The 21,870-nt window shown below is 54.3% G+C and carries 16 protein-coding genes and 1 pseudogene; 6 read left to right on the forward strand and 11 right to left on the reverse strand.

What is annotated here, in order from left to right:
- The coding region (locus UC15_RS25895) for a hypothetical protein (protein ID WP_232829810.1) at positions 1 to 269 on the reverse strand (269 nt) is incomplete at its 3' end.
- A 114-nt stretch (positions 270 to 383) separates the two neighbouring features.
- On the opposite strand from UC15_RS25895, the gene UC15_RS04085 reads away from it, so the two are divergent.
- A complete protein-coding gene (locus tag UC15_RS04085; protein WP_112287252.1) occupies positions 384 to 1,265 on the forward strand; it encodes a serine protease in 882 nt (293 codons plus the stop codon).
- Positions 1,266 to 1,342: 77 nt separating this feature from the next.
- Here UC15_RS04085 and hrpA read toward each other — a convergent pair.
- Positions 1,343 to 5,217, reverse strand: a pseudogene (gene hrpA / locus UC15_RS04090) (ATP-dependent RNA helicase HrpA).
- 302 nt (positions 5,218 to 5,519) lie between these two features.
- Between hrpA and UC15_RS04095 the strand changes: the two are divergent.
- Positions 5,520 to 6,137 (forward strand): FMN-dependent NADH-azoreductase, encoded by a 618-nt coding sequence (locus UC15_RS04095; RefSeq protein ID WP_112287253.1) that lies wholly within the window; start codon positions 5,520 to 5,522, stop codon positions 6,135 to 6,137.
- Between the two features lie 146 nt (positions 6,138 to 6,283).
- On the opposite strand, the gene UC15_RS04100 is transcribed toward UC15_RS04095, so the two are convergent.
- Genes UC15_RS04100 through UC15_RS04110 form a run of 3 tightly spaced genes read right to left on the reverse strand, consistent with a single transcriptional unit; the run spans position 6,284 to position 9,551 of the window.
- Entirely contained in the window at positions 6,284 to 6,589 is a 306-nt protein-coding gene (locus tag UC15_RS04100) for a YdbL family protein (RefSeq protein ID WP_112287266.1), read from the reverse strand.
- A 56-nt stretch (positions 6,590 to 6,645) separates the two neighbouring features.
- A complete protein-coding gene (locus UC15_RS04105; protein ID WP_112287254.1) occupies positions 6,646 to 6,840 on the reverse strand; it encodes a YnbE family lipoprotein in 195 nt (64 codons plus the stop codon).
- A complete protein-coding gene (locus tag UC15_RS04110; protein WP_369964170.1) occupies positions 6,837 to 9,551 on the reverse strand; it encodes a YdbH family protein in 2,715 nt (904 codons plus the stop codon). Before UC15_RS04110 ends, UC15_RS04105 begins: the two co-directional genes overlap by 4 nt.
- A 254-nt stretch (positions 9,552 to 9,805) precedes the next feature.
- Between UC15_RS04110 and UC15_RS04115 the strand changes: the two genes are divergently transcribed.
- A complete protein-coding gene (locus UC15_RS04115; protein WP_112287256.1) occupies positions 9,806 to 10,798 on the forward strand; it encodes a 2-hydroxyacid dehydrogenase in 993 nt (330 codons plus the stop codon).
- 103 nt (positions 10,799 to 10,901) lie between these two features.
- Here the strand turns inward: UC15_RS04115 and UC15_RS04120 are convergent, their stop codons facing one another.
- Genes UC15_RS04120 through UC15_RS04140 form a run of 5 tightly spaced genes read right to left on the reverse strand, consistent with a single transcriptional unit; the run spans position 10,902 to position 16,022 of the window.
- On the reverse strand, positions 10,902 to 11,831 hold the full coding sequence (locus UC15_RS04120; protein ID WP_112287257.1) for a metallophosphoesterase: 930 nt from the start codon (positions 11,829 to 11,831) through the stop codon (positions 10,902 to 10,904).
- A 20-nt stretch (positions 11,832 to 11,851) separates the two neighbouring features.
- The gene (locus tag UC15_RS04125; RefSeq protein WP_112287258.1) at positions 11,852 to 12,667 is read right to left on the reverse strand and encodes a carbohydrate ABC transporter permease; all 816 of its coding nucleotides are present in this window, start codon (positions 12,665 to 12,667) and stop codon (positions 11,852 to 11,854) included.
- Entirely contained in the window at positions 12,664 to 13,575 is a 912-nt protein-coding gene (locus UC15_RS04130; protein WP_112287259.1) for a carbohydrate ABC transporter permease, read from the reverse strand. Before UC15_RS04130 ends, UC15_RS04125 begins: the two co-directional genes overlap by 4 nt.
- A gap of 8 nt (positions 13,576 to 13,583) precedes the next feature.
- The gene (locus tag UC15_RS04135; RefSeq protein WP_112287260.1) at positions 13,584 to 14,864 is read right to left on the reverse strand and encodes an ABC transporter substrate-binding protein; all 1,281 of its coding nucleotides are present in this window, start codon (positions 14,862 to 14,864) and stop codon (positions 13,584 to 13,586) included.
- 54 nt (positions 14,865 to 14,918) lie between these two features.
- Entirely contained in the window at positions 14,919 to 16,022 is a 1,104-nt protein-coding gene (locus UC15_RS04140) for an ABC transporter ATP-binding protein (protein WP_112287261.1), read from the reverse strand.
- A gap of 201 nt (positions 16,023 to 16,223) precedes the next feature.
- On the opposite strand from UC15_RS04140, the gene hslJ reads away from it, so the two are divergent.
- The gene (hslJ, locus tag UC15_RS04145) at positions 16,224 to 16,646 is read left to right on the forward strand and encodes a heat shock protein HslJ (RefSeq protein WP_112287262.1); all 423 of its coding nucleotides are present in this window, start codon (positions 16,224 to 16,226) and stop codon (positions 16,644 to 16,646) included.
- 56 nt (positions 16,647 to 16,702) lie between these two features.
- On the opposite strand, the gene UC15_RS04150 is transcribed toward hslJ, so the two are convergent.
- Positions 16,703 to 16,984 (reverse strand): DUF333 domain-containing protein, encoded by a 282-nt coding sequence (locus tag UC15_RS04150; protein ID WP_112287263.1) that lies wholly within the window; start codon positions 16,982 to 16,984, stop codon positions 16,703 to 16,705.
- Between the two features lie 239 nt (positions 16,985 to 17,223).
- Between UC15_RS04150 and UC15_RS04155 the strand changes: the two genes are divergently transcribed.
- Both UC15_RS04155 and nifJ read left to right on the forward strand, forming a co-directional pair.
- The gene (locus tag UC15_RS04155; protein ID WP_112287264.1) at positions 17,224 to 17,880 is read left to right on the forward strand and encodes an MgtC/SapB family protein; all 657 of its coding nucleotides are present in this window, start codon (positions 17,224 to 17,226) and stop codon (positions 17,878 to 17,880) included.
- Positions 17,881 to 18,121: 241 nt separating this feature from the next.
- Positions 18,122 to 21,652: a pyruvate:ferredoxin (flavodoxin) oxidoreductase gene (nifJ, locus tag UC15_RS04160; RefSeq protein WP_112287265.1), complete on the forward strand. Its 3,531-nt coding sequence runs from the start codon at positions 18,122 to 18,124 to the stop codon at positions 21,650 to 21,652.
- Positions 21,653 to 21,870 lie beyond the last annotated feature (218 nt).

Here is a 21,870-nt window from a genome sequence, read left to right on the forward strand (position 1 = left end):
AAAAAACACGTGAAACATGCTAAGAAAGCTGCACCAGCAGCATAAGTAGTCAGTAAGAAGTCTTTGTGAGCGTATCTACTCACCATTATCAAGACTGATGATTTAACACCCGGTTCGCCGGGTGTTTTTTTCTCCGGTTCTTTATCTTGAGGTACTGATGGAAGATGCTGCGCCGCTACCTGTTCGAAATCACCCTGTGCTCTCTGATCCTCTGCGGTCTGATCACCCTGTTCTTCTACTTCTGAAGTATCCCGGATGACGTCCGTCATCTTCTCAAAAGATTGAGTTATCAGACAAATCTATCCAACACGAAAGATAACCGTCTATAATCGTTCCATAATAACTGGTTATCGGGTTCTCCCTGTTTTCAAGGTCAGAATGTTATGCGCATCGCGTTACCGCTTTTTTTGTGCTTTTTCTGTTTTACAGCCAGTCCTCTTGTTCATGCAGATTCTCCGGATGACGCAGACAGCGACGCACCTTCAATCAGCTTAAAAGAAAAAACGGCCCTGTTCTTCGGTCACGATCAGCGAACTCAGGTTTCTGCGGCGGCGCACTGGCCGTGGCAGGCCATCGGACAGATTGAAACCGAAAGCGGTAATTTATGTACCGCCACCCTAATTTCCAAACATCTGGTCCTCACCGCCGGTCACTGTGTTCTCGCGCCTCCGGGTAAGATCGACAAAGTCATTGCCCTGCGTTTTATTTCTCACAATCAGAAATGGCGTTATCAGATAACGGCATTGCAAACCCTGGTGGATCCTAAGCTCGGTAAGAAACTGAAAGCCGATGGCGATGGCTGGATCGTTCCGCCAAAAGCCGCACCGTTCGATTTCGCGCTGGTCCGTCTGACGGATGAAAAGCTGGCATTGCCGATCAAACCCCTGCCGTTGTGGGAAGGTTCACGCGATGATCTGACTGCGCTGCTCAAGCAGGAAGGCAGAAAAGTGACACAGGCAGGCTATCCGGAAGATCATCTGGATGATTTATACGTGCATCAGGATTGTCTGGTGACAGGCTGGGCACAACCGGGCGTGTTATCGCATCGCTGTGACACGCTGCCGGGCGACAGCGGTTCGCCATTGTTGCTGAAAAATGCTGACGGCTGGTCGTTGGTCGCGATTCAAAGTTCCGCGCCTGCCGCGCAGGATCGCTATCTGGCAGACAACCGCGCGCTGGCCGTTCCGGCCATTCGTGACGCACTGAACACGCTGTCTTCCGGCGTCATCAGCGCCAGCACACCGGTGAAGGCTCCCGTTCAGTAAACGTCTGAATCACCGTTGCAGAGCATAAAAAAAACCGCCTTAAGTCACTAAGGCGGTTTTGTAGTTTAAAGAACCGGTTAAACCAGCTGTTCCATGGTCTGTAAAATACGTTTATCCGATATCGGATATGGCGTGCCCAGTTGCTGAGCGAAGTAGCTGACGCGCAGCTCTTCAATCATCCAGCGCACTTCTTTTACATCCTCACTTTGCTGACGCACCGGCGGCAGTTTGTTGATCCACTGCTGCCATTGCTGCTGGATGTTTTCCACTTTTAACATCTGTGCGCGGTCGCGGTGCGGATCCATCGCCAGTTTGTCCATCCGGCGTTCAATCGCCTGCAAATAACGCAGCGTATCCGGCAGACGCTTCCAGCCGTTTTGCGTCACGAAGCCGCGATAAATCAGCCCGGACATTTGCGCTTTAATATCTGAAAGCGCCAGCGCCATGGTGATATCAATCCGCCCTTTCAGCCGCTTGTTGATGCTGAAAACAGTGGTCAGGATTTGCTCCACCTGAATCGCAATCTGTACCACCGTCTCATTCAGATTGGCGCGTACGTGCTCATGCAGCTTCGCAAAATCTTCCTCGCGCCACACCAGGCCGCCGGATTCAGCAATCAGTTTGTCGATACCGCAGGAAATGCAGTCGTCGATCAGATCCAGCACTTTTCCGTACGGGTTAAAGTACAGCCCCAGTTTGGCTTTGTTCGGCAACTTCTCGTGCAGGTATTTGACCGGAGATGGAATGTTCAGCAACAGCAAACGCCGCATACCGCTGAGCATCGCCTGCTGCTGTTCCAGCTCGCTGTCGAACAAACGGATCGCCACGCTGTCTTTCTCATCGACAATCGCCGGATAGGCTTTCACTTCGTAGCCACCACGTTTTTGCTCGTAGCGTTCCGGCAACGTACCGAAACTCCAGACATGCAGATCGCGCTGTTCGATGCCGTCATCCGCCACCGCAGACAGCGTTTGCTGAACCTGCTCTTTCAGACCGGATTTCAGTGCCAGCAGGTCTTTGCCCTCACGCAGCGTTTTGTTTTTGTCATCAACAATGCGGAAGGTCATTTTGAGATGATCGGGCACCTGGTCCAGTTGCCAGTCTTCACGTGACACCGTCACGCCGCTCATCTTACGCAACTCTTTTTCCATCGCATCGAGCAATGGCATTTCGAACGGTTTAATGCGACCGAGCAAAGCGTCGGCGTAATTCGGTGCCGGCACAAAATTGCGTCGAACCGGTTTTGGCAGCGATTTAATCAGCGCCATAATCAGGTCGCGGCGAATGCCAGGGATCTGCCAGTCGAAACCTTCTTCCGTCACCTGATTGAGCAGCGGCAACGGAATGTGTACCGTCACGCCGTCGGCATCCGTACCCGGTTCAAACTGATAAGTGACGCGCAGCTTGAGATTGCCCTGATGCCAGAAGTTCGGGTAATCGTGGGCGCTGATATTGCCTGCGCCCTCTTTGATCAGCATGCTTTTTTCAAAGTTCAGGCTGTCCTGCGGCTGTTTTTTCCACCAGGTATCAAAGTGACGTGCAGACACGACTTCCTGCCCGATGCGCTGCTCATAGAACAGGAACAGGGTTTCGTCATCGACCAGAATATCGCGGCGACGGGATTTGTGTTCCAGCTCTTCGACTTCGGTACGCAGACGCAGGTTAGCGCGGAAGAACGCGTGACGCGTCTGCCAGTCGCCTTCCACCAGCGCGTGACGGATAAACAGCTCACGGGAAACGACCGGATCAATCGTGCCATAGTTCACACGACGCGCCGCCACAATCGGCAGCCCGTACAACGTGACTTTTTCCGTCGCCATGACCGCGCCCTGCGCTTTTTCCCAGTGCGGTTCGCTGTAACTGCTTTTCGCCAGATGCTGCGCCAGCGGCTCGATCCATTCCGGTTCGATACGCGCGGCAATGCGCCCCCACAGGCGGCTGGTTTCCACCAGTTCAGCAACCATCACCCATTTAGGCGGCTTTTTGAATAATCCGGATCCCGGGAAGACGGCAAAACGTGCGTTGCGCGCGCCGGTATACTCCTGTTTATCCACATCTTTCTGACCGATATGCGACAGCAAGCCGGTCAGCAGCGAGCAGTGAACTTCGCGATATTCTGCCGGTTCACTGTTCACCGGCAGGCCAAGTTCTTTCACCACCTGACGCAGCTGGGTATAGATATCCTGCCATTCACGCACGCGCAGATAGTTGAGGTAATCGCTGCGGCATAATTTGCGGAACTGCGCCGAAGACAGCTCTTTCTGCTGTACTTTGAGGTGATCCCACAGGTTCACGAACGCCAGGAAATCTGAATCTTTGTCAGCAAAACGGCGATGTTTTTCATCGGACGCCTGCTGTTTGTCCATCGGACGTTCACGCGGATCCTGAATCGACAGCGCGGACGTGATAATCATCACCTCGCGCATACAGCCGTTTTTCTGCGCTTCAAGCACCATGCGTGCCAGACGCGGATCCACCGGCAACTGCGCCAGCTGACGGCCCAGTGGCGTCAGCGTATACCGGCCATCGACGGCATTATTGATGGCGTTCAGCTCTTCGAGCAGACGCACGCCATCCTGAATATTACGTTTGTCCGGCGCTTCCACGAACGGAAATGCGCCAATATCGCCCAGCCCCAGCGACGTCATTTGCAAAATAACGGACGCCAGGTTGGTGCGCAGAATTTCGGGGTCGGTAAACTCCGGACGCGACAGGAAATCCTGCTCCGAATAAAGACGGATACAGATACCTTCGGACACACGTCCGCAACGTCCTTTACGCTGGTTAGCGGACGCCTGAGACACCGGCTCAATCGGCAGACGCTGCACTTTGGTGCGGAAGCTGTAACGGCTGATACGCGCGGTACCGGGGTCAATCACATATTTAATGCCCGGCACGGTCAGCGAGGTTTCGGCGACGTTGTCGCCAGCACAATACGGCGACCGGAATGCGACTGGAACACGCGGTTCTGCTCGCTGTTCGACAGTCGTGCATACAGCGGTAAAATCTCAGTATGCGGCAGATCCAGACGGTTCAGCGCATCAGCGGTATCACGAATTTCACGTTCACCGCTCATGAAAATCAGGATGTCGCCCATGCTTTCGCGACCGAGTTCATCGACCGCATCGAAAATCGCCTGCAACTGGTCACGATCAACATCGTCGGCATCATCAACAATCGGGCGATAGCGCACGTCGACCGGATACGTCCGGCCAGACACTTCAATGATCGGCGCATTATTGAAATGGCGCGAGAAACGCTGCGGGTCAATGGTCGCCGAGGTAATAATGACTTTGAGATCCGGACGCTTTGGCAGCAACTGACGCAGGTAACCGAGGATAAAGTCGATGTTCAGGCTGCGTTCATGCGCTTCATCGATGATCAGCGTGTCGTACTGCATCAGCATGCGATCCTGCTGGATTTCCGCCAGCAGAATACCGTCGGTCATCAGCTTAACCAGCGTGTTTTCGCTGACCTGATCGTTAAAACGGACTTTATAGCCGACCGTGTTACCGAGCGTGGTATCCAGCTCATCGGCAATACGGTTGGCCACGGTACGCGCCGCCAGACGACGCGGCTGGGTATGACCAATCACGCCTTTGATCCCGCGACCGAGTTCCATGCAGATTTTCGGGATCTGCGTGGTTTTACCGGAGCCGGTTTCGCCCGCCACAATCACCACCTGGTGGTCGCGGATAGCGTTGTAAATGTCTTCTTTTTTCTGGCTGACCGGCAGGTTTTCCGGATAGCTGATTTTTGGCCGTGACGCTTCACGGGCGCTGACTTTCTTCAGGCTCACGTTGATGGCGGTCTGGATTTCAGCACTTAACGCGTCGAGTGCTTCGGGTTTATCAATCTTTCTGGCACCCTGCAAACGACGTTGCAGGCGTTGCCGGTCACGTAGCATCAGCCCGTCTAACTGCGCTGATAATGCCGCGAGCGGTGATTTCACGATCGGAATTCCTTGTTACATGTCAGCCGGAGAGCAAATCATCTGCGCCAGCTGAATCTGAATGGGGGATGAGGAAGGTTCACGCCTTGCCTGCTTGCGTCTATGTTAACACAAGGTATTGAAGATGCTGAAAACGGGTGATTTTGCGACCGGATTTGAAGTTGTTCAAAAAAATCGATGATAGGTCTCTAAATATTGCGCTATCACTGCATAAGCTTTCTGAATAAAGTAAGTTCCATTCGGGGAACGTTCTGGTTATAAAAACCAACACCCTATGTACCACACAGTTAAGGAACTCACTAATGAGCAAAGTACTCGTTCTGAAATCAAGCATTCTGGCTAACTTCTCTCAGTCAAACCAACTGGCCGATTACCTGGTTGCACAGTATCAGTCTGCAAACAGCGGTTCTACCGTAACAGTTCGTGACCTGGCGGCTAACCCAATCCCTGTATTAGATGGCGAACTGGTTGGCGCACTGCGTCCTTCCGATGCTCCGCTGACACCACGTCAGGAAGAAGCACTGGCGCTGTCTAACACCCTGATCGACGAACTGCAGGCGCATGACGTGATCGTTATCGCTGCACCAATGTACAACTTCAACATCCCGACTCAGCTGAAAACCTATTTCGACCTGGTTGCCCGTGCTGGCGTGACGTTCAAATACACTGAGAAAGGCCCTGAAGGTCTGGTGAAAGGTAAACGCGTTATCGTTCTGACCAGCCGTGGTGGTATTCATAAAGACACCCCAAGCGATCTGGTTGCCCCATACCTCTCTCTGTTCCTGGGCTTCCTGGGCATGAGCGACGTAGAATTCGTTTACGCTGAAGGCATTGCATACGGTCCTGAAGTGGCGACCAAAGCACAGACTGATGCGAAAGCAGCCATCGATGCGGCCATCAAAGAACTGGCTGCGGCATAATGACCCTTATCACAATCTGAGCACCCATTCACTTAAGAATCTGTCCGTTCCGCTCAGATGATGTTGTGATAACGCTATTGCGCGCTGAAAAGCGCGCTTTTTTGCGCCGTTTTTCCCCAAAAATCACCCGCTCTCTTCTGTAAACCCTATTTCTGCAACCACTGTCCGTTAATGCCGCGAACGTATTCACCCTTTCCTGCTCTGGCGACCAGTTTCTGTCCGGCCAGTTTTGCCACATCGTCGGTGCTGACGTTATTTTCCTGCGCCACCTGCTGGTATTGCTGTTTGCGCGCCTCGTTGATTTTTGACGCCAGCGCGACACTTTCCGCGTCTTGTTTCAGCGGTGCCAGATAACCGGAGAGCGTTTCGCCCACACGCCCCTGTTGCTTGGCTTCATTGAGCGTTAATGCGAACGCCTGACTGCAAAACAGCAAACCACCGGCCAGCAACATCAGGCTGATTCTTTTGAGGCCATTTTTATTGAAAATTATCGCGGACATAGTGGCTCCTAGAATAAATCGCTCTGATTTTTCAGCAGATCTTCCACGTCTTTATCCACTTTGATATGAATTTCGTGTTCAATTTTCACGTTCATATTGATAGTGATCGGCTCTTTCGGCGCAGCCAGTTCGATGCGCGGTACGCATCCGCTGAGCATCACTACGCAAAGCGCCACGCACGGTCCTGCAAATTGCAGTTTCATTGTTCCTTCCTCACTGTTGGATCCTTTTTCTGCCCGGCCGCAGCGGAGCCTTTTGACAGCGCATTCGCAGGCAAAGACATCTGCTGTTGCAGCCATTCCTGAAGATTGTCGCCAAAGCGCAAGCTGCGCCAGAGCTGGTAGATGTTTTCCTCGTGGGAATAGTTGAGGACGATTTCACGTTTTTCTTTTTCACCGCCGTGCGTAGTGTCGGTGTAGTTCACCCCGTCCACTTTCGCTTTCATGGACAGCACGCCAAGATTATCCAGGCTGACCAGCGCATCAGAACGGCTGATTTCCAGATACCGCAGCAGGCCAATCACCATGTTATTGGCGAAATTCCCGCTGGCCATCGCGTCCGCGAATTGCGGATCGAGGCGCAGCGTCAGGCCGCCGTCATTTCTGATCCAGCCGTTATGAATGATCCACTGCGGATTTTCCACGTACAGCGGCAGTTCACCATAGACGACGCCCGACATCGCCAGTTGTTTCGGTTTCAGCGCCGTGAAGAGTTCGCTGAGATTGATCTTGTCGAACTTCAGCACCGCCGCATCGTGCTGCGGCATACGCAGCGCGGAAAGGCTGAGATGCCCGCGCAGCATATCGACACCCAGATTGCTCAGGGTCAGCGGCGTCTTTTCACTCCACGGATAATGACCTTGTAAATCAGCAGTCACATTCTGCATTTTGACCAGATTGTTCACTTCGCCGATGCGCAGCGTCACCGGTTTTTTCACGCCGAGCTGCCAGACCTGATCTTTCAGGCGATAAGGCAGACTGAAATCCAGCCCGCTCAGATCGCCGTCCTTCATCCAGAAGCCGCCGTTTTTCACTACCCAGTGGCCGCCCGCGACAAATCCCTGCCCGCGCGCCGCCGAGAATGCCGACTGCGCATAGAACGATCCTGCACGTAATTTGATGTTCAGATCCGGCGTCAGCAGTGTCTGGAACGCGGTGAGTTGTTGTTTAGGCCACCAGCCTTCACCGCGCAGACGTTCGCCGTCCCAGCGACCGTTAAGCCGGATCGGGCCAATCGGTTTTGCATCAAGCATTCCGCGCATCGTGAAACTGTCGGGGCTGTCGCCGCTGAGCTGTAACGCCAGCGTTGCCGGAGGCAGATATCCGCCGTTCTCCAGCGCAATTTTTTTCGCCACCAGTTTGATGTCACCTTTAAATTCTGTGGGTAAATCAGGGTACTGCGGTTTAAAACGCGAAGACGGCGGACGTTTCCATAGTAAAGGATGTTCCAGTGTCAGACGCGGCGCATCGACATCGACGAGGCCGTAATGCAGCCGGTCAAAACCGGTGGAAAGCGAATTAATGCTGATGAGATTGTCATGCCACTGGCCTTTGCCGGACATATCCCAGCGACCGTTTAGCGGCGGCAGATGACCGTTGCCCCAGTAGTTGAAATTCCACTGGCCGATATCTGGCCAGAATGTCAGCGCTTTACCGCTAAGATGTAAATCAAACGCGCCCCAGAAGCTGTGGCGTGCTTTAAGAATGGCCTGAAGTGGCCCGCTGACGCCCTCAGCCGACACTTTTACCCCCGCCAGCGGCCAGCGCGCATCGCTGATCGTCAGCTCCGGCGTCGGTTTCCCCCACGCACGCAGCAGTGAACCGCTGCGCAGTGACAGCGTCGGATTCAGAACCGAACCGCTGAGCTGGCCGGGAAGCGACGCACTCAGAGAAGTGGCCTGCAAATTGGCTTGTCCGGTGAGGCGGAAACCGAGATTACTGTCGAGCAGCCCGACGCGCCCCGGCCCCATGGTCAGCACCACGTTCGCCTTACCATTGTGCCCCTGCGTCAGCACGTTCAGGCGCGCCGTGATATTGGTTTGATCGAACGTCGGCGTCCAGTCACTGAGGGTCAGGTTTACGCCACCCGCCAGCGGTTGCGCAGCATACGGCCAGCGCCACTGCCCATGCGTGATGTCTAAAACGTTATTGCTCAGTTTCCACGGCAGCATCAGTAACGGCTGCTGGCTGTCTTTTTCTGTCAACGTCAGCACGCCTTCAGTCGCCTGCCAGCTGAGCTGAATATCCAGCGGGTTGGGCACCTGCGCAGTTTGCATTTCGGCGTGCAGTTCGCCGGATTCCGGGAGCGTATCTAACGTCGCAGGCAGCAGCAATTTGCCGCTCAGCGTGACCGGCTGGTCGCTGCCCGGTGGCGTCAGGCTGAAGGAATGGATCGCCAGCTGACGGTTGCCGTCCAGCACCGCGTCGAGTTTCAGCGATTCGCCATTAAAGGAAAGATGCTGCGTGCCGCCAGCATTACTGATCTGCAACTGACCGGCATAGCGCTGCCAGGGCGTGACAGAAAGATGATCAATGCTGATATCGCCGGGCGGCAACATCTGCTGAATATCGGCCAGCGAAAGCGTCTGCTGACTGTCGCTTTTCGGCATTTTAGCCAGACAGGCGGTGTCGACGCTCAGGGCGTCCAGTTTCAGCGCCCATTGTCCGTCATGACGGCTGAGGCGGGCATTGCGCGCGGTGGCAAGCTGGCAGTCACCGGCGGCATAACTCACGCCCGTCAACTGAAGTACTCCGTCAGCCCAGCGCGGTGCGCCTTTGAGCGTCAGTTGCGTGCCTGCGGGGAGCCAGTGCCCGGCCACAACGGGCAACCAGCGCGGCACGGTTTTCCATAACACCCACATCAGCAATGCGATAATCACCACTATACTCAGGAGTATCTGCGCGCTTCTCTTCAGTCCGTTCCTCATGACTTGCCTTGTCTTATACTTCACTAAATGACCTAACCGCCCGCAAGATATCATAATTAGCGTAACAACTGATGGCCGGATTGCCAGAACACCTGAGCCAAATAGCACGGGAAAAATTGTCTGCGCCCCTGCGCTCTGCTAGTTTGGTACCATATTGCGAATTGTTTCTGAAACTGTTTATTCCTTATAAAACAGGTGGAAACCGTTTCGCCAGAGATTCAAACTCACTGCGGAGAAACACCATGAAAGTGGCTGTCTACAGTACTAAAAATTACGACCGGAAATATCTGGAACTGGTCAATCAACATTATGGCTACGAGCTGGAATTTTTCGATTTTCTGCTGACCCCGCAAACGGCGAAAACAGCGATAGGTTCTGATGCAGTCTGTATTTTCGTTAACGACGATGGTTGCCGCGACGTGTTACAGGAGCTGGCGGCCCTTGGCATTAAAACCCTCGCCCTGCGTTGTGCCGGTTTTAACAACGTCGATTTAGATGCAGCGAAAGAGCTAGGGATTTCGGTGGTGCGCGTACCGGCCTATTCGCCGGAGGCGGTGGCCGAACACGCAGTAGGTATGATGATGTGTCTGAACCGTCACATTCATCGCGCCTATCAGCGCACCCGTGAAGCCAACTTCTCACTGGAAGGCCTGATCGGTTTTAACATGTATCAGCGCACCGCCGGCATTATCGGGACCGGTAAAATCGGCGTGGCCGCCATGCGTATTCTCAAAGGCTTTGGTATGCGCATTCTGGCTTACGATCCGTACCCAAGCCCGCTGGCGCTGGAACTCGGCGCTGAATATGTCGATCTGGATACGCTGTATGCTGAATCCGATGTGATTTCACTGCACTGTCCGCTGACGCCGGAAAACCACCACATGCTGAATGCCGATGCGTTTGCCAAGATGAAAGATGGCGTGATGATCGTCAACACCAGCCGTGGCGCATTGCTGGATGCCACCGCCGCGATTGATGCGCTGAAAAAACAAAAAATCGGCGCGCTGGGCATGGACGTTTACGAAAACGAACGCGATCTGTTCTTCGAAGATAACTCCAACGAAGTGATCCTCGACGACGTATTCCGCCGCCTGTCATCATGTCACAACGTGCTGTTCACCGGCCATCAGGCGTTTCTGACCAGCGATGCGCTGACCAGCATTTCAGAAACCACGCTGATGAATATTGATCAGCTGTCGAAAGGCGTTCACTGCCCGAATCTGCTGACCGCATAAGGATCGTAAAACGGGTAAGGCTCACTTTGGTGAGCCTTTTTTATTTCTGCTGTCGCTGTCAGCGGCTGAGTTGTCAGCGACTAAGTTGTCAGCGACTAAGTTATCAGCGACTGAGCACACGGCTGATTTCCGTGCCATAACCGGTGATGGTCAGCACGTCATCGGCCAGCGTCACCGAGGAAAACGGCAGGCTATTTTCGCCGTCGACCATTCCCTTAAGCGTTATAAAATCGGTATTCCCGACGCGATCGTAGCCGCCGCGATGGTCGTGACCGGCGAAATAGGCGCGCACGTCATAACGGCACAGCAGTTCAACCAGCGTCTCGCAGTTCCACAGGTTATGGCTGTTTACCGGCGTCAGCGGGTAGTGGCCGAAAACCAGCACCACTTCACGCCGTTCGCGGGCTTCTCGCAGATTCTGTTCAATCCATTCCAGCTGTTTGCGACCTACCGCACCGTTCCACGGCTGCGCCTGCGACTGCTGGCATTCGGTCAGTTCTTCCAGCATATATTCAGCCAGCTGATGGTCGTCACCGTTGGCATGATTGCAGTACAAACTGACGTCGTTGCCGTCAATGACCAGAAAACGATAGCCCGGCAAACTGAACGAATAGTAACTTTTCGGCAGACCCAATGCCGGTTTTTGCGCACCGAGATGTTCAGAAATCACCTGCGCATCGTGGTTGCCGATCAGCACCGCATGCGGATGGCGCAGCGCGTCATAACGGTCAAGAACCGCCTGAAAACTGGTCCAGTCTCTGTCCACCAGGTCACCCAATGTGACGACAAAATCGAGTTTTAAGTCATTCAGCTCATTGATAGCCGTAGCCAGTTTATTCAGGCTGTTGCGGTAATAACGGATGTTATGCGGATCGGCATCTGCATATTGTGGATCCGCAATCAGCCCGAACCGCAGCCGCGCGCCGTTTACCAGCGCATCATGCACCTCCGGCTGTTCGTACAGTGAACTGACATTGTCCAGCGCCTGTGCCTGCCGCTCAGATAACAAAGGGGATGAAGTCGTGACGGTCATAATATTCTCCTGTCAGGTGCTTATCGGATCCCTGCCCGCATAAAAGATTGAACGAACTGGCGCTGAAAGATAAGAAACAGCACCAGTAATGGCAGCACGGTCATCAGCGTCGCGGCGCTGATCAGCGCCCATTGCACGCCCTGTTCCGGCGCGGAAAACAGCTGAAGTCCGACGGTAACTGGCCGCACTTTCACCGAATCGGTAATGACCAGCGGCCAGAGAAAATCATTCCAGTGGAAACTGATGGAAACCAGCGCAAAGGCGACGTAAATCGGTTTCGCCAGCGGGATGTAGATTTTGCGCAGAATATAGAACCGGCTGGCGCCTTCCACGATGGCGGCTTCTTCCAGCACCAGCGGAATGCTTTTAAACGTCTGGCGCAGCAGGAAGATGGCAAACGCCGAGGCAAAATACGGCAGCGCAATACCGGCCAGCGTGTCACGCAGCCCCAGCGCACCAATGGTTTTGTAGTTGTTCAGGATCAGAACGTCGGGACTTATCATCAGTTGCAGCAAAATCAGCGCGAAGATAAATCCACCGGCTTTGAGTTTAAACCGCACCAGCGCATACGCCGCCAGGGTCGCCAGTATCAGCTGGCAGACCACAATCATCAGCACCAGCAACGTGGTGTTGAGAAAGTAACGGGCGAAGGGAGCCGCGTTCCAGGCATTGATAAAATTCTGCAAGGTCAGCGGTGCGAACAGTGAAAAACTGCCCTGCGCCGAGGCCGGATGAATGGATACCCAGACAGCCACCAGCACCGGCAAAAACCACAGCAAAGCCGCCAGCCAGATGGCGAGGTTCAGGGAAAAACGGCTGAGAGAAAAACGATTCACTGATAGTGCGCCCTTTTATCCAGCAGATTAAATTTGATCAGCGCAATAGCAGCGAGGATCACCAGCAGGACGACTGTCATGGCTGACGCGGCCGGTAAATCCCAGTAACTGAACGCTGTGCGGTAGATGTAAAAGAGCAACAAACTGGTGCTGTTATTTGGGCCGCCGTTGGTCATGGCAATCACCTGATCGACAATCCTGAAAGCATTCATCGAGGCATTGATCAGGATGAACAGCGTGGTCGGCATCAGTAACGGCCACTGCACGCGAAAGAAGAAATAGCGTTTTGACGCTCCTTCAATTTCAGCAGCTTCGGCAAGACGCGGATCGATTTGCTGTAGCGCCGCCAGATAAAAAATCATAAAGAATCCGGCTTCGCGCCACACGGAAACCGCCATCAGGCTGTAAAGCGCCGTGCCGGGCTCACCGAGCCAGTTGACCGCCGGCAGCGAAAACAGCGCCAGCAACTTGTTAAGCAACCCGAGTTGCGGCGTGTAGAAAAACAGCCACAGGTTGGCAATCGCCACCATCGGCAACAGCGAGGGAATGAAAAACGCCGCGCGGGTGATGGCGTTACCGCGCAGGCGACGGTTCACCGCCAGCGCCATCATCAGCGCAAGAATGACCGACAGCGGGATGGTGATCACGGCATAAAGCAGGTTATTGCGCAGCGACAGCATAAAGATGTCGTCGTCGAGCAGTGCGCGGTAGTTATCCAGACCGACAAACTGCGCGGAATGCCCGCTGCGCGCGGCGCTGAACAGGCTTTCCCACACCGTCGCCAGCGCCGGATAATGGGTAAACAACAGCAAAAAACAGAGCGCGGGCAACAGCAGCAGATAACCATAAAGCTGTAAAGACAGCCCGCGAGTGCGGGCGGCCGGTGCAACAGTGTGCAGGATGCTCATGCCGGTCCTTACTGATAAGGTTTCAGCAGGCGGTCGGCCTGTTTCTGCGCCGAACTCAGCGCGTCTGCCGGCGTTTTGGCCTGCGTCACGGCGGCTTCGATCGCGTGATTCAGCAGTTCCTGGACCTGTACGCTGTTATACGTCGACAGCTCCGGCTGGGAATATTTAAGCTGCTCACGCGCCACCAGCGCCTGCGGCACCTGTTTCACGTAATCCTGCATGACCGGCGTTTCCCAAGCGGCGGGTGATGTGGCGACGTAGCCCGTCGCGATACTCCAGCGGGCGGCCTGCTCAGGCGCAGAAACCCAGCGGATAAACGCCATGGCGGCTTTCTGCTGTTCCAGCGAGGTGTTTTTAAAAACGTACAGGTTGCCGCCACCGGTCGGGCTGCCGCGCCGGGTTTTCTCCGGCAACATCGCCACACCGAACGGGAATTTGGCGTTTTCACGCACGGTAGTCAGGTTGCCGGTGGTGGTCACCATCATCGCCGTTTTACCGTCGATAAAGTCCTGCGGCGTGGTGCCCCAGGCAATAGTGCCTTTTGGTGATACGCCCTCTTTTTGCGACAAATCAGTCAGCCATTGCAGCGTTTCGACGTTAGCCGGCGTATCAAAGGTGACCGCCGTGCCTTTGCCGTTATCCAGATGGCTGCCGTTGGTGGCGGCAATCCCCTGGAAGTTCCAGTAACCATTTGGCGTTGAAGGAATTTCGATACCCCACTGCTTCACTTCATTGCCGTCACGCACCACCAGTTTTTTGCCGAAATCCACCACCTGCTGCCAGTTTGCTGGCGGCGTATCGCCATTCAGCCCGGCTTTCTCAAACGCCTGTTTGTTCCAGTACATCACCACGGTTGAACGCTGGAACGGAATTCCCCACACCTTATCCTGAATATGGCGGATAAAGGCCGGATAAAAACCGTCGATCCATTTTTTGCCGTCTGCATCATTTGCCAGATCACTGACCGGCAAAATCGCGCCCGCGTCGATCAGCGAATAGGCTTCAATGTCGCCAATCACCGCAATCTGCGGGGCATTGCCGCCACGAAATGCGGTCAGCGCCTTGGTGACTGTGGTGGCGTAATCCCCGGTATACACCGGCTGAATGCTGATATCCGGATGTGTTTTTTGGAAATCTTCCACCAGGGTATCCACGGTATGGCTGATTTTTCCGCCCACGGCGATCGGGTAATACATTTGTAATTTCACAGGATCCGCCGCAAAAGCCGAGGTTCCGGTGATTAAAAGCATCGCTGCAGTCAGACGTGAGAGACGGTGCGCAATAGACATGATGTTCCCTTCGGTAATAGTCGTTGTAAGAATAAAAGTGACTCAAAAAACGTGCTACACGGCGACGCGTTTATCTGAAGGCTGGCAGGCTTGTTCCGCCTGATAACAGCGTTTTCCGTCCGCTGTGAAGAAAAAATATTGTGCGCCCGTCGCCCACTGCAACCCGACGGACTGGCCTTCGGCGTAGCGTTTCATCCCGGCGACTTTGACCGTCAGCGGTTGCGCATATCCGGCTAAGGCGCAGGCGATGAGAGTATCCGCACCCATGTATTCGTGGCTTATCACCTGCGCGGTCAGGCTGGCGTTTTCGGCGGCAATCAGCTGAATATCTTCTGCGCGCAGCCCCAGACTGATCGCGTCCTGATGGAAGTTTTCCACCACCGGCAAGGACATGGTGGTCAGATAATGGTGATGACCCCGGCGTTCGAGCGGCAGAATGTTCATCGGCGGCGCCCCGATGAATTGCGCGGTAAAAATGCTGGTCGGGTTGTTATAGAGATTGTCCGGCGTGTCGTGCTGTTCGATACACCCGTCGTTGAGCAGGATGATTTTGTCCGCCATGCTCATCGCTTCGATCTGATCGTGGGTGACGTACACCATCGTCAGACCGAGCTTTTTCTGAATCGCACGGATCTCACGACGCATACTCTGACGCAGCTTGGCGTCCAGATTGGAAAGCGGTTCATCCATCAGACACAGCTTGTTATTGGCAATCACCGCCCGGCCCAGCGCCACACGCTGCTGCTGTCCGCCGGAAAGCTGCGCCGGAAGCCGGTCGAGCAAGGGTTCCAGCTCCATCAGTTTGCTGACTTCCTGTAACCGCGAAGCGAAATGACGTTTATCCTCGCCACGCGCCCGCAATCCGAATAACAGGTTTTCGCGAACGTTCATGTGCGGAAACAGTGCGTAGGACTGGAACACCATAGAAAGCTTGCGCTGTGACGGTGTGAGCGCGGTCACGTCTGTGTGCTGGAAATAAATCGCGCCGCTGTCCGCGGATTCCAGGCCGGCAATCGTGCGCAGCATGGTGGATTTCCCGCAGCCGGAAGGCCCCAGCAACGCAATGAAATCGCCCTCTTCCACATCAAAGCTGATGTCGTTAAGTGCTACTTTGTTGCCCCAGGATTTTCGGATGTGGTGAAGTGATAAATAGCTCATGCCGCCGGTGTCTCTCTGACTCGTGATGGGCATAACCTATCGGGCTAAAATGACGCTTTTATGATGGGGAGATGACGGGAGAAATACAGCAAGGGTTAACTTGACCATCCATTCACGCTATAATACTCCGACAAATATTGCATAAGTCAGTTGAATGTATCGACATGGCGAGTGCTAAAGGAATATTTCTCAGGAGAGAAGATGAAGAAGTCACTGTTTATTCTGGCCGCCGCGATGACTCTGGGTGCCTGCAGCATGAATCAAGACACTACTGTGAAACAAAACGACCTGCAGCACCACCGCTTTGAACTGCTGAGTGTCGATGGTCAGACGGTTCCTGCGGCGCAGGGGCGTATTCCGGATATCGAATTCGGCTCAAACATGCATGTTTCCGGCAAAATGTGTAACAACTTCATGGGTCAGGGCAAGCTGCAAAACAACGTGCTGACCGTGAAAGGCCTGGCGTCCACCATGATGCTGTGCCCGGATGAAAATCTGAACAAATGGGATCACGTGATCAGCGACGTTCTGAATAACGGCGCGGCAGTGACCCTGCAGGATCACAAACTGATCCTGACGCAGGGCAAACACCAGCTGGTATATCGTCTGAAAGACCGTATGTAACAGCAGGTATGTCGTAGCACGAATGCAAAAACGCCAAACATCAGTTTGGCGTTTTATCAGGCTTTACAGAGTCCCTGCATCAGCGCGCCTTCAGAGCACTGACGGCCATTCGCCATCGAACACATGCCGACACGGCTGCCATCAAGCTGCGGCGCCATTCGTAACTGGCCTCCCGCCATGGAACAGGCTGCATAAGCCGGGCTGTCTATATTAACGGTGCGCTGTCCGATATTAACGCTGTTGCCTTTTTGCACAACATCAGCCGAATCGTCGTGGCTGCTGCATGCGGCTAACACCAGCACACCCGCGGCCAGTAACACGCGAAACGCAGTGATCATCTGTCCTGCTCCTGAATATGACGGGGAATTTTTTCGAATCGCCATCATATCCGACGTTTTTCATCGCCGTCGAGCCCTCCGGAGAAATAACATCAACTTTTTCCTAAAAAAAGGGCGTATTTAAACACTCAGACACATTTTATTTCGCCTGGTTATTTCTTCTGCTAATAAAATTAACGGTTATTAACCTCTTTTCCGTCTACATACACTGGAAAATATAATCAACAAGGAGCCTTTTTATGCTGACAGATTTTCTCCTGCGTATTGCCCTCGCCGGAGCCCTGGGTGGCTTAATCGGTATTGAGCGTCAGTTGCGCGCGAAAGAAGCCGGATTACGCACCCATATTCTGGTGGGTATCGGTAGCGCGATGTTTATGATTGTGTCGAAATACGGTTTCGCCGATATCCTGATGCAAACCCACGTCAGTTTCGACCCCAGCCGTGTCGCCGCACAGGTCGTCAGCGGGATGGGTTTCCTCGGCGCCGGGACCATCATTATTCAAAAACAGATTGTAAAAGGCTTAACCACCGCCGCCGGTTTGTGGGTGACCGCCGCCATTGGTCTGGTGATTGGTAGCGGGTTGTACGAAATCGGTATATATGGCGCTTTCATGACCTTAATTGTGTTGGAAGTCTTTCGCCAGATCAGCAATCACTGGGTCGGCCATCACCATTTAATCGAAATACGCCTGATGCCGGAAAGCGTGCCTGCGGTGTTATTATCGTTACAGAAAATGCGTATACGTCCGGGTCATATCAAAGTGAATCAGCGCGACGAAGATGAAAGTAAATGTGAATTGGTTCTGGATGTGATCCTGCGTCCGAAACAAAGCGTGGATAAATTGTACGAGGCGCTGATGTCGGTGAAAGGAATAAAACGCATCGATATTAATTAATCGCCGTTTGATTTCCTCACGCCCCTATTTAGCCGCTGCTGAGTGTTTGTTTTCTGGCAGCGGCTAATAAAAATCCTTACACCGCGGGTCATTGCGTAACCGGTTAAAAAATAGAGCGAAATAGCCCTGCACACAATCAGGATAAATCGATTAATCCGCCCTCTGCTAAGCTTTTATCATTCTTGCCAGCAAACCGAATTTCCTGCTGGCCGCAATTGTGAGCAACGCAAAAGGGTATTCCATGATCACCACTGACGGTAATAACGCAGTCGCTTCCGTGGCTTATCGCACTAACGAAGTGATTGCCATCTACCCGATCACACCAAGTTCCACCATGGCCGAAATTGCCGGTGCGTGGTCAGGCGAAGGAAAGCAAAATCTGTGGGGCGATGTCCCGACGGTAATGGAAATGCAGTCCGAAGCCGGGGCAATTTCTACCGTTCACGGCGCATTGCAGACCGGTGCGCTGTCGACCTCCTTCACCTCGTCGCAGGGTCTGTTACTGATGATCCCGACGCTCTACAAACTGGCCGGTGAGCTGACGCCGTTCGTGCTGCACGTCGCGGCGCGCACCGTCGCCACCCACGCGCTGTCGATTTTTGGCGATCATTCCGATGTGATGGCCGTGCGCCAGACCGGTTGCGCCCTGCTCTCTGCTGCCAGCGTGCAAGAAGCACAAGACTTCGCGCTGATTTCTCAGGTCGCCAGTCTCAACAGCCGCGTGCCGTTTATTCATTTTTTTGATGGCTTCCGTACCTCGCACGAAATCAACAAAATTGCCCCGCTGAGCGATGACACGCTCCAGCAGATGCTGCCGCAGGCGCAGATTGACGCACACCGCGCACGCGCCCTTTCGCCGGATCATCCGGTGATCCGCGGGACGTCTGCTAACCCGGACACCTATTTCCAGTCACGCGAAGCCACTAATCCGTATTACGACGCGACCTGTCAGCACGTTATCGACGCCATGAATGCGTTTGCCGCCCTCACCGGCCGCGAATATAAGCCGTTCGAATATGTCGGCGATCCGCAGGCAGAACGGGTGATTGTGCTGATGGGTTCCGGGATCGGCACCGCCGAAGAAGTGATTGAAACCCTGATTGCGCGCGGTGAGAAAGTCGGCGTGCTGAAAGTGCGTCTGTACCGTCCTTTCAGCGCAGAACATCTGTTGTCCGTGCTGCCGCAGACGGTGAAAAGCATTGCAGTGCTCGATCGCACCAAAGAGCCGGGCGCGCTGGCTGAGCCGTTATACCTCGACGTGATGACCGCACTGGCAGAAGCGTATAGCCGTGGCGAACGGGATTCGCTGCCAAAAGTGACCGGCGGACGTTACGGGCTGTCCTCGAAAGAGTTCGGCCCCGACTGCGTGATGTCGATATTCCGCGAGCTGTCACTCAGTCAGCCACGTCCGCGCTTTACCGTCGGCATTTATGACGACGTGACAGGCCTTTCCCTGCCGGTGGTGGAAGAAGATTTACCGCAGCACGCTTCGCTCGAGGCCCTGTTCTACGGGCTGGGCAGCGACGGTTCGGTATCTGCCACCAAGAACAACATCAAGATTATCGGCAACAGCACGCCGATGTATGCGCAGGGGTATTTCGTTTACGACTCCAAAAAGGCCGGTGGTCTGACGGTGTCGCATCTGCGCGTCAGCGAAAAGCCGATCAAATCCGCGTATCTGGTCAGCCAGGCGCATTTCGTCGCCTGTCATCAGTGGCAGTTTATCGATCTGTATCAGATGGCAGAACGTCTGCGTCCGGGCGGTATTTTCCTGCTCAATACGCCGTTCAGCGCTGATGAAGTCTGGGCACGTTTACCGCTGGAAGTTCAGGCGACGCTTATCCAGCGTGAAGCCCGTTTTTATGTGATTAACGCCGCCAAAATTGCCCGTGAATGCAAACTCGGCGCGCGCATTAACACCGTTATGCAGATGGCGTTCTTCCACCTGACGCAGATCTTGCCGGGCGAACAGGCGCTGGCCGAATTGCAGGGCGCAATTGCCCGCAGCTACAGCAGCAAAGGGGAGGAAATCGTCACACGCAACTGGATGGCGCTGGCGGCCACGCTGGAAGAACTGGTATCAGTGCCGTTACAGGCGATTCCGGAAAATCCGCGCAAACGCCCGCCGATTGTGTCCGACGCTGCGCCGGATTTCGTCAAAACCGTCACTGCCACCATGCTGGCCGGTCTTGGCGACGCCCTGCCGGTTTCCGCTTTCCCGCCGGACGGCACCTGGCCGACAGGCACCACGCAATGGGAAAAACGCAACATTGCCGAAGAAGTGCCGATCTGGAAGCCGGATTTGTGTACTCAGTGCAACCACTGTGTCGCGGCCTGTCCGCATTCCGCCATCCGCGCCAAAGTGGTACAGCCGGAGTTTATGGAAGACGCGCCGTCTGCACTGCAATCTCTGGATGTGAAATCCCGCGACATGCGCGGCCAGAAATACGTGTTGCAGGTTGCGCCTGAAGACTGCACCGGCTGTAATCTGTGCGTGGAAGTGTGCCCTGCAAAAGATCGTCAGGATCCGTCCATCAAAGCCATTAACATGGCAGACCGCATTGAACATCTGGAAGAAGAACGCGCCAACTATGACTTCTTCCTCAAACTGCCGGAAATTGATAAAACCACGCTGGAACGTATCGATATCCGCACGTCGCAGCTGATCACGCCGCTGTTCGAATATTCCGGTGCCTGCTCCGGTTGTGGCGAAACACCTTATATCAAACTGCTGACCCAGCTGTACGGCGATCGTTTGCTGATTGCCAACGCTACCGGCTGTTCATCGATTTATGGCGGCAACCTGCCTTCAACGCCGTACACCACCAACGCCGATGGCCGCGGTCCGGCCTGGGCAAACTCGCTGTTTGAAGATAACGCCGAGTTCGGGCTGGGTTTCCGTCTGACTGTCGATCAGCATCGCCGTCGCGTGCTGCGTTTAGTCGCCTCGCTGGAGGAGCATATTCCCGCAGAGCTATTAGGCGGCCTGCGCGATGAGACGTCCACGCCGGAAGTGAAACGTGAACATGTCACGGCGCTGCGTAACATTCTGGCAGACATTGATACGCCGGATGCGCGTCAGCTGGCGACCGACGCTGATTATCTGGTGGACAAATCTATCTGGCTGATTGGCGGCGACGGCTGGGCGTATGACATCGGTTTCGGCGGGCTGGATCACGTGCTGAGCCTGACGGAAAACGTCAATGTGCTGGTGCTCGATACCCAGTGTTATTCCAACACCGGCGGCCAGCAGTCGAAGGCCACGCCGCTTGGCGCGGTGACGAAATTTGCGGAACAGGGTAAACGGAAATCGCGTAAGGATCTGGGCGTCAGCATGATGATGTACGGTCATGTGTATGTGGCGCAAATTTCGCTCGGTGCGCAGCTGAACCAGACGGTGAAAGCCATTCAGGAAGCCGAAGCGTATCCGGGGCCGTCGCTGATTATCGCGTACAGTCCGTGCGAAGAACACGGTTACGATCTGGCGCTCAGCCATGACCAGATGAAACAGCTGACCACCACCGGTTTCTGGCCGTTGTACCGCTTCGATCCGCGCCGCGTGGAAGAAGGTAAACCGGCACTGGCACTGGATTCAAGGCCACCTTCCAGCGGACTGACCGATACGCTCAACAACGAGCAACGCTTCCGTCGACTGAATTCCCAGCAGCCGGAAGTGGCAGAAATGTTGTATGTGGCGGCAGAGAAAGAGTTGCAGCAGAAATATGACTTCTTAGCCATGCTGGCCGGGAAAAAGGCGGAACCGGAGTCTTAAAACTGAAGCGCTGCCGCCCTTCCCGGGCGGCTTTTTCCATCGTAAATCACCCTGCTCGAATTCTGCTGAAATCACAGGTGAAGTTTCTTTAATTACTTAACGTGATTTCTCAGGCCAAAGTTCTAAAAGGGACTAACATCGTTCCGGGAGCACGTCTCTCGTTCCAAAACTAAATTTTAGTGATCATTCACTGGCCTTCGCTCGCGAAGGCTTTTTTT

This window comes from Rahnella sp. AN3-3W3 (assembly GCF_003263545.1).
GTDB lineage: Bacteria > Pseudomonadota > Gammaproteobacteria > Enterobacterales > Enterobacteriaceae > Rahnella > Rahnella variigena.